We start from the raw sequence: 14926 nt of genomic DNA, 5'->3' as shown, positions 1-14926 counted from the left end.
CTGGTCCCGGCCTTTACCTCTTTCGCGCTAGTGTGACCTCACCACCGGACCTGCTGCTTGAACGCCCCCTCGCCCCTCGCCCCCGCCTTCGACTTCCCGGCGCTGCTTTCGCAGGCGCCCGCGAACGCGATCGCGCCGGCGTTGCGCGACGCGATGCTGCGCACGCCGGGCGATCCCTTCGTCGGCGCGCCGGATGCGCCCGCGGTGCTGATCGACACGCTGGCCTCGCTCGCGCGCCTCGGCGCGGATGGCGAAGTGACCGCCGCGGCGATCCTGCATGCGTTGCCCGCGGTGCAGGCGCCCTTGCGCGCGACGATCGATCGAGAATATCCGAACATCGCCGCGCTGCTGGAAGGCCAGCGTGCCGCCGCGCAAGTGTGGGCGCTGCACGCCGAACAACGCGGCATCGGCAACAGTGAAGGCCTGCGTCGTTTGCTGCTCGCGATCGTGCGCGACCTGCGCGTGGTGCTGGTGTTGCTGTCGCGGCACCTCGCGCGGTTGCGCCTGGCGTCCGCGCTGCCCGAAGACCAGCGCCGCGCGCTCGCGCAACTCACGCGCGACATCCACGCGCCGCTCGCCAACCGCCTCGGCATCTGGCAGTTGAAGTGGGAATTGGAAGACCTCGCGTTCCGTTACCTCGAACCTGCGACGTACCAGCAGATCGCGCGCCTGCTCGACGACAAGCGCAGCGGGCGCGAGCGTTTCGTCGAAGACGTGAAGACGCAGTTGCGCGACGCGCTGGCTGCGCAGGGCATCCGCGGCGACGTGGCCGGGCGCCCGAAGCACATCTACAGCATCTGGAAGAAGATGCAGAAGAAGAACGTGCCGATCGGCGAGCTGTACGACCTGCGCGCGGTGCGCGTGCTGGTCGACGACGTGCCGGCCTGCTACGCGGTGCTCGGCGTCGTGCACGCGTTGTGGCTGCCGGTGCCCGCGGAGTTCGACGACTACATCGCACGCCCCAAGCGCAATGACTACCGCTCGCTGCACACCGCGGTGATCGGGCCGGAAGGCAAGACGCTCGAAGTGCAGATCCGCACGCACGAGATGCATGCGCAGGCCGAGCTCGGCGTCGCCGCGCACTGGAAGTACAAGGAAGGCCGCGGCCACGCCAGCAAGACGGCGGACGCGGCGATGGAAAAACGCATCGCGTGGATGCGCCAGCTGCTGGAGAGCGAAGAAGGCGGGATGCTGCGCGAGCTCGACAGCGAGCTGGCCGAAGACCGCATCTACGTGCTCACGCCGCGCGGTGAAGTCATCGACTTGCCGCAGGGTGCCACGCCGCTCGATTTCGCCTACCACGTGCACACCGAAGTCGGGCATCGGTGCCGCGGCGCGAAGATCGACGGGCGCATCGTGCCGCTCGACCACGTGCTGCGCAGCGGCGATCGCATCGAGATCCTCACGGCGAAAGTCGGCGAACCGCGGCGCGACTGGCTGGTCGCGTCCAACAAGTTCCTGGCCAGCCCGCGCTCGCGCGAAAAGGTGCGCAGCTGGTTCCACAAGCTCGACCGCGCGCGCAACCTCACCGCCGGCCGCGACCTGCTGGAACGCGAACTCAAGCGCCTCGGCCTTGCGAAGGCCGACCTGTCGCCGGTGTTCGCGAAGTTCAACGTCAGCACCGAGGACGACCTCGTCGTGCTGGTGGCGTTGGGCGACGTCGGGCCGCACCAGGTCGGTCGCGCGCTGCTGGAATACGAGCGCGCGCAGTCCGAACCCGAACCGATCGCCTCGCCGGTGGTCTCGCGCGCACCGTCGAAGAAGCAGCGGTCCGACTTCACCATCCAGGGCGTCGGCAACCTGCTCGCGCAACCGGCGCGCTGCTGCCAGCCGTTGCCGGGCGAACCCATCGTCGGTTACCTCACGCGCGGCAAGGGCGTGTCGGTGCATCGCGCCGGATGCGCGACGTACACGCGCCTGGCCGCCGCGCAACCGCAGCGCGCGATACCGGTGGAGTGGGGCGGGGCGCACGGCGGGCACGATGTCGACGTGCAACTGCTCGCGCTGGATCGCAAGTGGCTGCTCAAGGACGTCACCAACCTGATCGCGCAGGAAAACGCGCACGTCTCCGGCATCCACAGCGACCCGGAACGCGGCACCGGCCGCGTGCGCCTGGGCCTGCGCCTGCGGGTGGAGGACTACGGCCAGTTGTCGTCGCTGCTGGGCAAGCTCGCCGCGGTGCCGGGCGTGGAGGATGCGCGGCGTGCGACCTGAGCCTCGCGGCGGCCTCGTGGCCCGCATGTTCGGCAATTTGCGGATCGTCGAATGGATGCGGCGCTGGCCGCCTGCGCTCCGGCGGCGTGCGGCCTGGGTGGTGGTCGTGGTGTTCGCGCTCATCGCGGTGGCGATCGCGTTGCGCAATCCGATCGCCGACCGCGTGTATCCCGAAGCACGCGCGCAGCAGTTGCGCGACGACGCCGAACGCGCGCTGCGCCAGGGCCGGTTGACGTCGCCCGATGGCACCGGTGCCCGCGAACTGTATGCGGCCGCATTGGCGCTGGATCCGGATCGCGACGAAGCGCGCGTCGGCCTGCGCAAGGTGGGCAGCGCCGCGATCGGACGTGCGCGCACCGCCACGGACGCGAAACGGTTCGAAGAAGCGCACGCCGCGTTGCAACTGGCGCGCGAGTTGTCGATGCCCGCCGCGGAAGTCGACGCCATCGCCGAACGCCTGCGTGCACGCGAAGCCGATGTCACGGGCATCGACACGCTGCTCGAGCAGGCGAATGCTGCGCGCGAAGCCGGGCACCTCGACGGTGCGCCCGATGCGGCCTTGCCGCTCTACCAGCGCATCCTGCAGTTGCAGCCCGATCTCAATGCTGCGCTCGAGGGTCGCGAAGACGCATTGTCGGACTTGCTCGTGCAGGCGCAGGCGCAGTTGTCGGCCGGCAAGCTGGCCGAAGCCGCGGCGATCGTCGAACGCGTGCGCGGTTACGACGCCGGCCACGTGGGCCTGCCCGATGCGCAGGCCGCGCTCTCGCAAGCCGGTGAGCGCGCACGCGCAACCGGTGCGCGATCGCTGCGCGCGCACCAGCTCGATGCCGCGCAGGCCGCGTATGCGAATGCCCTCGCGCTGGATCCGCAGGACACCGCCGCGCGCGACGGCTTGCAGGACGTCGCGCTGGCGTGGGCGGCGCGCAGCGAACACCAGGCCTCCGATTTCCGCTTCGACGACGCCGAACACAGCCTCGCGCGGGCGCGCACGCTCGCACCCGACAGCCCTGCGATCGCCAACGCCGAACGCCACCTCGCGCAGAGCCGCACGTTGCAGAAGCGGCTGCCGGTCGCGAAGGTCACGCCGCGTCGCGCGGCGGAAGTGAAGCGCCTGATCGCGGAAGCCGCCGCGGCGGAAACCCGCGGCGACCTGCTCGCACCCCCCGGCGACAGCGCGTACGACCACCTGCGCCATGCGCGTGCCCTGGCGCCGAACGATGCCAACGTGCAGCGCGCACTCGCGCGCCTGTTGCCCGCCGCGCAACGCTGCTTCGACGATGCGCTGCGCGCCAATCGCCTCGCCCGCGCGCAGGCGTGCCTGGATGCGCGCGAACAATTGGGGGACAAGGCGACGCCGCTCGCGCAGGCGCGCACGCGACTCGCGGCGCGCTGGATCGCGGTCGGCGAAGAACGCCTCGGCGCCGGTGAAGTCGAATCCGCGCAACGCGCGGTCGATGCCGCGCGCACGCTCGATCCCGACGTGGAAGGCCTGGCGGATTTCGCCGCCCGCACGCGCGCGGCGGGCGCGCGCCGCTAGGCGTCCTGGCGCAGCAGCACGCGGCGCACGACGTCGCGCCCCGCATCGAGCGAGAAGTGCGCGGCCACGTTGCGCAGGCCGGCATCGCGCAAGCGCTCCCACAAGGCTTCGTCTTCATGCAGGCGCACGATCGCCTCGGCGAACGCCTCGGGTGCATCGGCCACCAGCACGTCGTCGCCATCGCGCAGGTGCATGCCTTCGACCGCGCACGACGTGGCCACCACCGGTTGCCCGTGCGCCATGCTCAGGTTGACCTTGCCCTTCACGCCCGCGCCATAACGCAGCGGCGCGAGCGCGATGCGCGCGCCGTCCATGTACGGATCGATGTCCGGCAGGTGGCCGTGCACGTGCACGCCGTCGATCGCGTCGAGCACGCGGATCTCGTCCGGCACGTGGCCGCCGATGCAGTGGAACCGCACATCGGGCAGGCGCGCACGCACGCGGGGAAACACGGATTCGACGAACCAGCGCACCGCGTCCACGTTCGGCGGATGGCGGAAGCCGCCGACGAACACGAGGTCGTGGCGTTGCGCGAACGGCAGGCCGGGGCCGGCGAGCTGGTGCAGGTTCGAGAGGATGTCGACGCGCGCCCCCGGGGCATCGGTGGCCAGCAGCGTGCGTTCGACGTCACTGACGACGAGCGTGGCGTCGCTGCGCGCGATCAGGTCCAGTTCGCGCGTGCGCGTGCGATCGGCGGCGCGCAACGCGACCTGGTCGCCCGCGACTTCCGCGCCGCGGCGTTCGCGCAGGTAGTGCAGGTCCACCGTGTCGAACACGACGCGCGCCTGCGGCGCGTGCTGGCGCGCCAGCGGCAGGAATTCGGACGCGACGTAGTGCCGGCACAGCACGATCGTGTCGAAGCGCGCCCCGTGTTCGCGGAACCACGCCGGCGCGCGTGCCGCGAACGGCGCATGCCAGCACTCCACGCCCATCGCTTGCAGCGCGTGCGTTGCGGCCCCGTCGTCGCGGCGGTTGGCCGGCAGGAAGACCACGTGCGCGCCTTCTTCGCGCAGCAGGCGCATCAGGTTCACGAGGCGCAGCGAGCCGGAGTCGTGGTCCGGATGCGGCGTGAGCGCATCGACGATCAGCACCTGCCGTTGCCGCGCATGCACGACGGCGGGCGAGGGCACCGTGCCCGGCGCCGGGTGCGTCGCCAATGTCTCGCGCCAGCGTTCGAGGAAACGCCCCTGGTTGCGCACCTGCGCGGCCTTCGGGCCCGCGTTGAGATCGGTGCCGGCCGTGCCGCCTTCGTCGTGCACGACCACCGAATCCGGCTGGTACACCACGCGCAAGCCCCGCGCGCGCACCGCGAACGCGAGGTCGGTGTCTTCGTAATACGCGGGCGCATACGTGGCAGAGAACCCGCCGAGGTCGGCGAACAAGGCGCGCGGCAGCGCGATCGCCGCGCCGCTCACGTAGTCGCAATCGCGCAGGTAGGCGTAGCGACAATCCTCCGGCGCGGCGAAACGCCCGTAATTCCACGCGCTGCCGTCGGAGAAGACCACGCCGCCGGCTTCCTGCAGGCGATCGTCCGGGTAACGCAGTTGCGCGCCGACGAGGCCGACGTTCGGCTCCGTGTCGAATGTGCGCAGCAATGCATCGAGCCAGCCCGGCTGCGGGATGGTGTCGTTGTTGAGGAACACGACGACCTCGCCGCGCGACAGCGATGCGCCGTCGTTGCACGCGGCGATGAACCCGCCGTTCGCCGCGCGGCGGTGGAACCGCAGGCCGGCCACGCGGGGCAGGGCCTCCGGCGTCTCGTCCGACGAACCATCGTCGACCACGATCACCTCCGCCAGCGCCGCCGGCGGATGCGCCGCCAGCGCGCGCAGGCACGCCAGGGTGCGCGCGAACTGCCCGTACACGGGAATCACGATGCTGGCGCGCGGCGCGTCGGCGGCCAGCGTGGCCGGCAGCGCGAAGGGCGTGAAGGGCGCGTCGGCCGGGCGCCACGGCGGCGTGCGCGGCGCGGCGGTGCTGCGTTCGAAGACGTCGCGGACGCGGGCCCACGTGGCGCGCCAGCCGCGGGCACGCAGGCTCGCCCAGCCGCGGCGGAGCAGGCCGGTCGCGCGATGGAACAGGAAGCGCGCATCGGCCAGGGGCATCGACATGCGAACGGAACTCCGGCTGACTGGTGGGGATGCGCGCGCCCTGCGTGGCGTCCTGCCTGCCGGGGACGCTGCGCTAGACTCGCGCCTCCATTGTCGCATCGCAGTGCCCCGAACCCTTCGCGGCGCGCGGCCGAGAACCCTCCGGATCATGCCCAAGCAGCCCCCGCGGATCGAGTACGACGAAGACGACGACCGCGATGACGCCGCCCCGCCGGGGTGGCGACGACGCGTCATCACGTGGGGCCTGGCGGCCGTGGCCCTCGGGCTCGGCTTCCTGGTCCCGTACACCCTGTATCTCAACCACCAGGTCGGCGAGCGCTTCGGCCAGTTGCAATGGCAGTTGCCCACGCGGGTGTACGCGCGCCCGCTGGTGCTGCGCCCCGGCGCGGCGATGGATGCGCAGACGCTCAAGACCGAACTCGACGCGGCTTCCTACCGCGACGACGGCGCCGGCGTGCGCCCCGGCACCTACGCCCGCAAGGGCGGCCGCTGGCTGATCGCCAGCCGCGGGTATTTCGACGTCGACGGGCAAGTCGCGCCGCGGCGCATCGAAGTGGTGCTGTCCGGTTCGCGCGTGGCCACCGTGCGCGATCCGGCGCGCAAGCAGGGCCTGAAGCAGGCGCGCCTGGATCCGGCGCGCATCGCCACGCTGTACGGGCAGCAGCAGGAAGAACGCCGCCTGGTGCGCATCGAGGAAGTCCCCGAGTTGCTGGTCACCGGCCTGCAGGCCGTCGAGGACCGCGACTTCAACAGCCACCACGGCCTGGACCTCAGCGGCATCCTGCGCGCGGCGTGGGTGAACATGCGTTCGGGCGAAGCCAAGCAGGGCGCGAGCACGCTCACGCAGCAGCTCGCGCGCAGCGGCTTGCTCGGGATCGGCAAGGAACAGACCCTGCGGCGCAAGTTCAAGGAAATGCTGTATGCGTTGCTGATCGAAGCGCGCTACGACAAGCGCACGATCCTGGAGGCATACTTCAACCAGGTGTACCTCGGCCAGCAGGGCTCGCAGGCGATCCACGGCGTGGCCGCGGCGTCGGAGTTCTGGTTCGGCCGCGACCTGCGCGACCTCAGCACCGAACAGATCGCCCTGATGATCGGCATCGTGCGCGGCCCGTCGTACTACGACCCGCGCCGCCATCCGGAACGTGCGCTGCAGCGTCGCAACTTCGCGCTCGGCAAGATGCACGAGTCCGGCCTGATCAACGACCAGGAATACGCGCGCGCGATGGGCGCACCGCTGGGCGTGAGCGCCACGCCGCTCAACATCGCCAATCGTTTCCCGTCCTACGTGGACCTCGTGCGCCGCCAGCTCGCGCGCGACTATCCCGCCGATGCGCTGCAGGGCGCGGGCCTGATCGTGCTCAGCGCGATGTCGCCGTCGGCGCAGGCCTACGCCGAAGGCGCGGTGACGCGCACGCTGAAGTCGGTGGAAAGCAAGCGCCGCCCGCCGCTGCAGGCAGGCCTGGTGGTCACCGACGTGCACAACGGCGACGTCGCCGCGGTGGTCGGCAGCCGCAGCTTCCAGGAACACGGCTTCAACCGCGCGGTGGAAGCGCAGCGCCCGGTGGGGTCGTTGCTCAAGCCGTTCGTGTACCTGCTCGCGCTCGCGCAGCCCGCCAAGTATTCGCTGGCCACGTACGTCGACGACGGCCCGGTCACGGTGTCGCTGGGGCAGGGCAAGCGCTGGACGCCCGGCAACAGCGATGGCCGCAGCCATGGCTCGGTGCGCCTGATCGATGCGCTCGCGCAGTCGTACAACCAGGCCACCGTGCGCATCGGCATGCAGGTGGATCCGCGTCGCCTCGGTGCGTTGATCAAGACGCTCGCGGGCATCGAGGCCGATCCCAATCCCGCGCTGATCCTGGGCTCGGTGGACCAGAGCCCGTATGCGATGGCGCAGCTGTACCAGTTCCTCGCCTCGGGCGGACAGATCCAGCCGTTGCACGCGGTGCGCGGCGTGCTCGATGCGAAGGGCAAGGCGCTCAACCGCTACGACACCATCCCGCCGCCGGCGCAGGAAGGCGACGCGATCGCCGCGCGCCTGATCGGCACGGCGATGCAGCACACCGTCACCTCGGGCACCGCGCATCAATTGGTCGGCGACGGCCTCGGCCGCCTGCAGGCCGCGGGCAAGACGGGCACCAGCAACGACAGCCGCGACAGCTGGTTCGCCGGTTACACGGGCGACTACCTGGCGGTGGTGTGGGTGGGCAACGACCAGAACCAGCCGACAGGCCTGTACGGCGCGACGGGCGCGATGCGCGTTTGGTCCGGCATCTTCTCGCGCCTGCCGAGCAAGCCGCTCGAGATCGGCGACAAGGGCCTGAACTGGACGTGGGTGATCGGCGGCAACGCGACCGATCCGGATTGCCCGGGCGCGCGCCGCTTCGCATTCGTCGCCGGCTTCCAGCCGCCGTATGCGCCGTGCCAGATCCAGGCGCCGCCGCAGGAAGAAAGTGGTGGCTGGCGCGACTGGTTCGGGTTCGGCAAGGACAACGACCAGCAACAACCGCAACCGCCGCCGCAGCCGCAACAGCAGCAGGCGCCGCCGCAGGACAACGGGCAATGACAGTGGCAGTGCGTGGCTTCGCGATCGCGTGCGTGCTGGCCGTGCTGTCAGCATGTGCCACGCCTGCGCCGCCGCAACCGCCGGCCGCGCCGCCGGTGAACGTGGAAGCGATGGTCGCGCAGATCCGCTTCGCCGCCGGCGCGCCGGAACCGCGCGAGGAACTGGCGATCCAGCCCCTGCGCGATCCGGTCGTCGAAAGCGAACGCGCGCAGGCCCGCACCGCCGAAACCGAACATCGCTACGCCGATGCCGTGGCCGCGCTCGATCGCGCGCTGGTCGCCGTCGATGACGATCCGTCGTTGCTGCAGGATCGCGCGGAAGCAGCACTCCTCGTGCGCGATTTCGACGGCGCCGAAAAATTCGCCGAACGCGCCTACGCCGTCGGCGCGCAGGTCGGCCCGCTGTGCCGCCGCCACTGGGCCACGATCCTCGCCGTGCGCAAGCTGCACGACGACGCGGCCGGCACCACCATCGCCGAACAGGGCTTCGCCGCCTGCAAGGTCACCGCGCCGCCGCGCTACTGACGATGTCGGACCTGGTCGCCTCCGCGCGCGATGCGCTGGCCGAAGGCGGCGCGCTCGCCGATGCCATTCCCGGCTTCACGCCGCGCGACGCGCAGCAGCGCCTCGCGATGGCGGTGGCCGACGCGTTCGACAAGCGCAGCACGTTGCTCGCCGAAGCCGGCACGGGCACCGGCAAGACTTTCGCGTACCTCGTGCCCGCGTTGTTGTCGGGGCTGAAGACGATCGTCTCCACCGGCACGCGCGCGCTGCAGGACCAGCTGTACCTGCGCGACCTGCCGCGCGTGCGCGATGCGCTGGGCATCGGCATCACGACGGCGTTGCTGAAGGGTCGCGCCAATTACCTGTGCAAGCACCGCCTCGAACGCGCGAAGGGCGAGCCGCGTTTCGCCAATCGCGAACAGATCGCGCAGTTCCAGCGCATCGTCGCGTGGAGCGGGCGCACGCGCTTCGGCGACATGGCGGAGATCGAGGCGCTACCCGAGGATTCGCCGCTGCTGCCGATGGTGACGAGCACGGCGGAGAACTGCCTCGGCAGTGAATGCCCGTTCTGGTCGGAGTGTTTCGTCGTGCAGGCGCGCTCGCGCGCGCAGTCGGCGGATGTCGTGGTCGTCAACCATCACCTGCTGCTCGCGGACCTGGCGCTCAAGCAGGAAGGCTTCGGCGAAATCCTGCCGGGCGCGCAGGCGTTCGTGGTCGACGAAGCGCACCAGTTGCCGGATCTCGCCGCGCAATTCTTCGGCGAAGGCCTGGGCGCACGCCCGCTGGTGGAACTGGCGCGCGACGCGATCGGCGAATGCAAGGACGTCGGCAGTGCGCTGGGCGCCGTGCAGGGTCCGGCGATGCAGGTGGAACACGCCACGCGCGTGTTGCGCGCCGCGATGGACGTGTTGCCGACGCGCGGCACGCGCGGGCGTGCGCTGCACGAAATCCCGGTGCGCGATGCGTGCGAACAGTTGCTCGACGCCGTGCAGGATTTCGTCGAAACGCTCGTCCCGCTGCGCGAAGCATCGCCGGGCTTCGAGAGTTGCCATGCGCGCGCGGTGGAATTCGGGGCGCGGCTGCGGCGCTGGATCGAAGGACCGGAAGCGCGCGATTTCGCCGAGGCCGTGGAAGGCGACGAAGACCTCGCGCCGCAGCACGATGGCGACGTGTGTTGGTACGAACTCTCGCCGCGCGGTTTCCGCTTCCAGCGCACGCCGCTCGATGTGTCGGGTCCGCTGCGCGAGCATCGCGAGCGTTCGCATGCGGCGTGGGTGTTCACGTCGGCGACGCTGTCGGTGGCGGGCGCGTTCGACCACGTGCGCGAACGCCTCGGCCTCGAAAACCCCGAGATGCTGCTCGAACCCAGTCCCTTCGACTGGCCGAAGCAGGCCCTGTGCTATCTCCCGCCGCACATGCCGGAACCGATGTCGCGGGACTACGGCCGCGCCGTGGTCGATGCGCTGACGCCGGTACTGGAAGCGTCCGCCGGCCGCGCATTCGTGTTGTTCGCCTCGCACCGCGCCTTGCGCGAAGCGGCCGAAGCGATGCGCGATGGTCCCTGGCCGTTGTTCGTGCAGGGCGAAGCGCCGCGGCACGTGCTGCTGCAGCGCTTCCGCGAATCCGGCAACGGCGTGTTGCTGGGCGCGGCGAGTTTCCGCGAAGGCGTGGATGTCGCGGGCGATGCGCTGAGCGTGGTGGTGATCGACAAGCTGCCGTTCGCCGCACCGGACGATCCGGTCTTCGAAGCGCGGCTGGATTCGATCCGCCGCGCCGGCGGCAATCCCTTCCGCGACGAACAGTTGCCGCAGGCCGTGATCGCGCTGAAGCAGGGCGTCGGCCGGCTCATCCGCAGCGAGACCGACCGCGGCGTGCTGGTGCTGTGCGACCCGCGCCTGGTCGGCAAGAGCTACGGCCGCACGTTCTTCGAATCCCTGCCGCCATTCGCGCGGACGCGGGACGTGGCGGACGTGGCCGCGTTCTTTGCGGCAGAATCCACGCACATCCCCGTCGAGGAGCCTGTCCATGACTGATCGTCCCCGCCGCGTGCACGGCATTGGCGGCGTGTTCTTCAAGGCCGACGATCCCGACGCCTTGTCCGCCTGGTACGCGAAGCACCTCGACGTCGGCGGCGAAGGCTGGGGCGGCCACATCTTCAGGTGGAAGCGCGACGACACCGGCGCGCCGGCCCAGACCGTGTGGTCGCCGTTCAAGGCGAGCACCGAGTATTTCCAGCCCAGCGACAAGCCCTACATGGTGAACCTGCGCGTCGACGACCTCGACGCCACGCTCGCCGCGCTGCGCGCCGAAGGCTGCAACGTGCTCGACCGTTACGACGCGAGCGAGCAGGGCAAGTTCGGTTACGTGCTCGATCCGGAAGGCGGGCTCGTCGAGTTGTGGGAACCGGCGCCCGAAGACGGCGCATGAAACTGCTGGCGTTCGAGCTTGCGACCGAAGCGTGTTCGGTGGCGCTGTGGGTCGACGGCGACGTGCGCGAGCGCTTCGAGATCGCGCCGCGCCGCCACGCCGAACTCGCATTGCCGTGGGCGGAAGCGGTACTGGCGGATGCCGGCATCGCGAAGTCGCAGCTCGATGCGATCGCCGTGGGCCGCGGCCCGGGTGCCTTCACCGGCGTGCGCCTGGCGATCGCGATCGCGCAGGGCATCGCGCTGGCGCTGGATCGTCCGATCGTGCCCGTGTCCACGCTCGCCGCGCTGGCATTGCGGGCGAACGCGCGTGACGTGCTCGCCGCGATCGATGCGCGGATGGGCGAGGTGTATGTCGGTGCGTTCCGTTGCGAGGGCGGCGATGCGCGCCTGGTGGATCACGAACGCGTCGCGAAACCGGACGGCGTGGTGTTGCCGGACGGCACGTGGATCGGCAGCGGCACGGGCTTCGGCGCGGTCGATGGTGTGTTGCCGCGCACGCTCGGCGATCGCCTGCAGGCGTTCGATGCGACGGCGTTGCCGCATGCGGCGGATGTCGCGCGACTCGCGGTACATGCGTTCGAACGCGGCGAAGCGGTTGCGCCGGAGCGCGCGGAACCTGCGTATTTGCGCGACAACGTCGCGCTCACCCTCGTCGAACAACAGGCTGCACGCGCCGCGCGCCAGCCTTGATCGCGCTTACCGGTCGATCAGCTCGCCGCCCGGCGTGAATTGCCACGTCCGCACCACGTGCAGGATGTCGACGTTTTCTTCCGTCTTCGGCAGCGGCGCGAACGGTTCGCTCAATTTCACGATGCGCAGCGCGGCCGCGTCGAGCATCGGCGTGTGGCTGGACTGGATGATGTCGGCGCGTTCGATGCTGCCGTCGCGGCGCACCGCCACGCTGATCACGAGCAAGCCGCCGATGCGGCGACGACGCGCCTCGTCCGGATAGTTGAGGTTGCCCACGCGCTCGACGCGATCCACCCAGCCGCGGAGGTACGCGGCGTACGCGTATTCCTTGGTGCTGGCCGAGACGAACTTGCGCTTCGGGCGCTTGGCGTAACGCTCGCTGCGCAAATGGATCTCCGCGGCCAGGCGCGCCATCTCCATGTCGCGTTCGACTTTCTGCCGGCCCTGCGGATACGGGATGTCGGTGGGCGTCGGCGTTTCCTGCGCTTGCGGTGCGCGCGTGTCGCTGCGCACCGCGGTGATGACGCGCGCTTCCGGCGGCGGCTGCGGCGCGGGCGACTGGCGGCGCAACGGTTGCGCGGCGACGCCGGGTTCCGGCTGCGGCGCGATGCCGGTCTGCGCATCGGTGGGCCGCGCGCTCTTGTCGTGTTCGCCGCCGCCCTGGTTGTTGGCCTGCGCCAGGAAATCGGCTTGCTTCGGCGTGAGCGGCGTCTGTGTCTGCGTGAGAATCACGTCGAGCGTGGGCAGCACGGGCGCAGCGTCGTCCAGCGCGAAGCCCACGCCGAGCACGAGCAATCCGTGCAGGAGGAGCGAAAACACGACGGTCGCGCTGAGGCGTTCGTTGTCGCCGATGCGCGGCGCGGGCGGGGGTGCGGCGACGGCGGACATCAGGCGCGGGCGATGTCCTGGTCGCGCGCGGCCACGCGCGCTTCGATGGCATCGAACAGCAGGCCGGCGATGTTGAGCCCGAACTGCGCGTCGAGCTCGCGGATGCAGGTGGGGCTGGTGACGTTGACCTCGGTGAGGTAGTCGCCGATCACGTCCAGGCCCACGAACACCATGCCGCGGCGGCGCATCTCCGGGCCCACCTGCTGGGCGATCCAGCGGTCGCGTTCGCTCAGGGGGCGGCCTTCGCCGCGCCCGCCGGCCGCGAGGTTGCCGCGGAATTCGTCGCCCTGCGGGATGCGCGCCAGGCAATAGTCCACCGGCACGCCGTCCACGAGCAGGATGCGCTTGTCGCCTTCGGAGATCTCCGGGACGTAGCGCTGCGCGATGGCCAGGTGGCGGCCGCCGGCGGTGATGGTTTCCAGGATCACGTTGACGTTGGCCTCGCCGGCGTCCACGCGGAAGATCGAGCGCCCGCCCATGCCGTCCAGCGGCTTGACCACGGCGCGGCCCTGCTCGGCGACGAAGGCCTTCAGGGCGGTGGCGTCGCGGGACACCAGGGTCTCGGGGCAGCACTGCGGGAATTCGAGCGAGCCCAGCTTCTCGTTGAGGTCGCGCAGGCCCTGCGGATCGTTGACGACCAGGGCCCCGGCGCGCTGCGCCAGCGTGAGCACCTGGGTGTCGTTGAGGAAATCGGTGTCGACCGGCGGGTCCTTCCGCATCAGCACGACATGCTGCGGACCCAGCTCAATCTGTGACGCAGTTCCCAGTTTGTAGTGGTTTCCGGCCTCGTCGCGCACTTCGAGCGGCGCCACGCGCGCCCCGGCGACGCCGCCGCGCACCGACAAACCACCGGGCACCACGTACAGCAGGCGGTGCCCGCGGCGCTGCGCCTCGAGCAACATCGCGAAGGTGGAGTCCTTGGCGATCTTGATCGACCCGATCGGGTCCATCACCACGACGACATCAAGCATGGGGGTGCGCGCTGGGCAAGGTGCGCGGGATGTTAGCAGGCACGCATGCCCCGACCTGCGGACGCTGGCACGCAATTCGCACGCGTGAATGCGTTGCCTCCGAATAACTCTGCAATTCTCGCTTGACAGCGTTCGTCCGGACTGGGATATAAGACGTCCGCAACGGCGCCGGGGGAGTCATGAGCGCCGTTCGAATCGAAGGGGATCACGTGATGCAGGAAGACGGTCGGCCGACCAACCTCAGTGGCTTGAGGGTGATGGTCATCGACGACTCGAAGACGATCCGACGTACCGCCGAGACATTGCTCAAGCGCGAAGGCGCCGAGGTGGTGACGGCGACCGACGGCTTCGAGGCGCTCGCCAAAATCGCCGACAACCAGCCACAGATCATCTTCGTCGACATCATGATGCCGCGCCTGGATGGCTATCAGACGTGTGCATTGATCAAGAACAACCAGATGTTCAAATCCACGCCCGTGATCATGCTGTCCTCCAAGGACGGCCTGTTCGACAAGGCGAGGGGTCGAATCGTCGGCTCCGAGCAGTACCTGACCAAGCCTTTCACTCGGGAAGAACTGCTCGACGCCATCCGCAAGCACGTCAACGCCTGACCGGGGGGTAGGGCGACACCATGGCAAGAATCCTGCTGATCGAGGACTCGCCGACCGATACGGCGGTCCTTACGCAGTTGCTTGAACGCAACGGACACCAGGTGCTGGCATCGCCCAGCGCCGAGGACGGCATTGCCGTCTGCAAACGCGAAATGCCCGACCTCGTGCTGATGGACGTGATCCTGCCCGGCATGAACGGGTTCCAGGCCACGCGCGCGCTGTCCAAGGACGCCGCGACCAGCGCCATCCCGGTGCTGATCGTGAGCACCAAGGGCATGGAAACGGACAAGGCGTGGGGACTTCGGCAGGGAGCCAAGGACTACATCGTGAAGCCGCCGCATGAGGCCAGCCTCATCGCGCGGATCAACGAACTGCTGGGGGCCTGACCTCATGGGCATGCACA

At 70.0% G+C, this 14926-nt stretch carries 12 protein-coding genes; 9 read left to right on the top strand and 3 right to left on the bottom strand.

What is annotated here, in order from left to right:
* Positions 1-153: 153 nt before the first annotated feature.
* Together LYSHEL_RS03265 and LYSHEL_RS03260 are read left to right on the top strand one after the other, a co-directional pair.
* On the top strand, positions 154-2214 hold the full coding sequence (locus LYSHEL_RS03265) for a RelA/SpoT family protein (RefSeq protein WP_213437546.1): 2061 nt from the start codon (positions 154-156) through the stop codon (positions 2212-2214).
* Complete coding sequence (locus LYSHEL_RS03260; protein WP_213435623.1) at positions 2204-3751, top strand: hypothetical protein; 1548 nt, start codon at positions 2204-2206, stop codon at positions 3749-3751. The genes LYSHEL_RS03265 and LYSHEL_RS03260 overlap by 11 nt, the downstream gene beginning before the upstream one ends.
* Here LYSHEL_RS03260 and LYSHEL_RS03255 read toward each other — a convergent pair.
* A complete protein-coding gene (locus LYSHEL_RS03255; RefSeq protein WP_213435621.1) occupies positions 3748-5862 on the bottom strand; it encodes a glycosyltransferase in 2115 nt (704 codons plus the stop codon). The two genes, LYSHEL_RS03260 and LYSHEL_RS03255, sit on opposite strands and share 4 nt — an antisense overlap.
* A 148-nt stretch (positions 5863-6010) precedes the next feature.
* Between LYSHEL_RS03255 and mrcB the strand changes: the two genes are divergently transcribed.
* From mrcB to tsaB, 5 genes are read left to right on the top strand one after another with little or no spacing between them, the layout of a single operon-like run.
* Complete coding sequence (mrcB, locus tag LYSHEL_RS03250; protein WP_213435619.1) at positions 6011-8431, top strand: penicillin-binding protein 1B; 2421 nt, start codon at positions 6011-6013, stop codon at positions 8429-8431.
* On the top strand, positions 8428-8955 hold the full coding sequence (locus tag LYSHEL_RS03245; protein ID WP_213435617.1) for a hypothetical protein: 528 nt from the start codon (positions 8428-8430) through the stop codon (positions 8953-8955). The genes mrcB and LYSHEL_RS03245 overlap by 4 nt, the downstream gene beginning before the upstream one ends.
* A 2-nt stretch (positions 8956-8957) precedes the next feature.
* On the top strand, positions 8958-10967 hold the full coding sequence (gene yoaA / locus LYSHEL_RS03240; RefSeq protein WP_213435615.1) for a DNA repair helicase YoaA: 2010 nt from the start codon (positions 8958-8960) through the stop codon (positions 10965-10967).
* Positions 10960-11361, top strand: a complete 402-nt coding sequence (locus tag LYSHEL_RS03235; RefSeq protein ID WP_213435613.1) for a VOC family protein — start codon at positions 10960-10962, stop codon at positions 11359-11361. Before yoaA ends, LYSHEL_RS03235 begins: the two co-directional genes overlap by 8 nt.
* The gene (gene tsaB, locus LYSHEL_RS03230; protein WP_213435611.1) at positions 11358-12053 is read left to right on the top strand and encodes a tRNA (adenosine(37)-N6)-threonylcarbamoyltransferase complex dimerization subunit type 1 TsaB; all 696 of its coding nucleotides are present in this window, start codon (positions 11358-11360) and stop codon (positions 12051-12053) included. The genes LYSHEL_RS03235 and tsaB overlap by 4 nt, the downstream gene beginning before the upstream one ends.
* Positions 12054-12059: 6 nt before the next feature.
* Here tsaB and LYSHEL_RS03225 read toward each other — a convergent pair whose 3' ends face one another.
* Both LYSHEL_RS03225 and gshB read right to left on the bottom strand, forming a co-directional pair.
* Positions 12060-12941: an energy transducer TonB gene (locus LYSHEL_RS03225; protein WP_213435609.1), complete on the bottom strand. Its 882-nt coding sequence runs from the start codon at positions 12939-12941 to the stop codon at positions 12060-12062.
* The gene (gene gshB / locus LYSHEL_RS03220) at positions 12941-13912 is read right to left on the bottom strand and encodes a glutathione synthase (protein WP_213435607.1); all 972 of its coding nucleotides are present in this window, start codon (positions 13910-13912) and stop codon (positions 12941-12943) included. Before gshB ends, LYSHEL_RS03225 begins: the two co-directional genes overlap by 1 nt.
* Before the next feature lie 212 nt (positions 13913-14124).
* On the opposite strand from gshB, the gene pilG reads away from it, so the two are divergent.
* On the top strand, positions 14125-14523 hold the full coding sequence (gene pilG, locus LYSHEL_RS03215) for a response regulator (RefSeq protein WP_213437544.1): 399 nt from the start codon (positions 14125-14127) through the stop codon (positions 14521-14523).
* Positions 14524-14543: 20 nt separating this feature from the next.
* On the top strand, positions 14544-14909 hold the full coding sequence (locus tag LYSHEL_RS03210) for a response regulator transcription factor (RefSeq protein ID WP_213435605.1): 366 nt from the start codon (positions 14544-14546) through the stop codon (positions 14907-14909).
* The last annotated feature ends 17 nt before the right edge of the window (positions 14910-14926 follow it).

The organism is Lysobacter helvus (genome assembly GCF_018406645.1).
Lineage (GTDB): Bacteria > Pseudomonadota > Gammaproteobacteria > Xanthomonadales > Xanthomonadaceae > Noviluteimonas > Noviluteimonas caseinilytica.
This window is presented reverse-complemented; position numbering and strand designations above follow the sequence as displayed.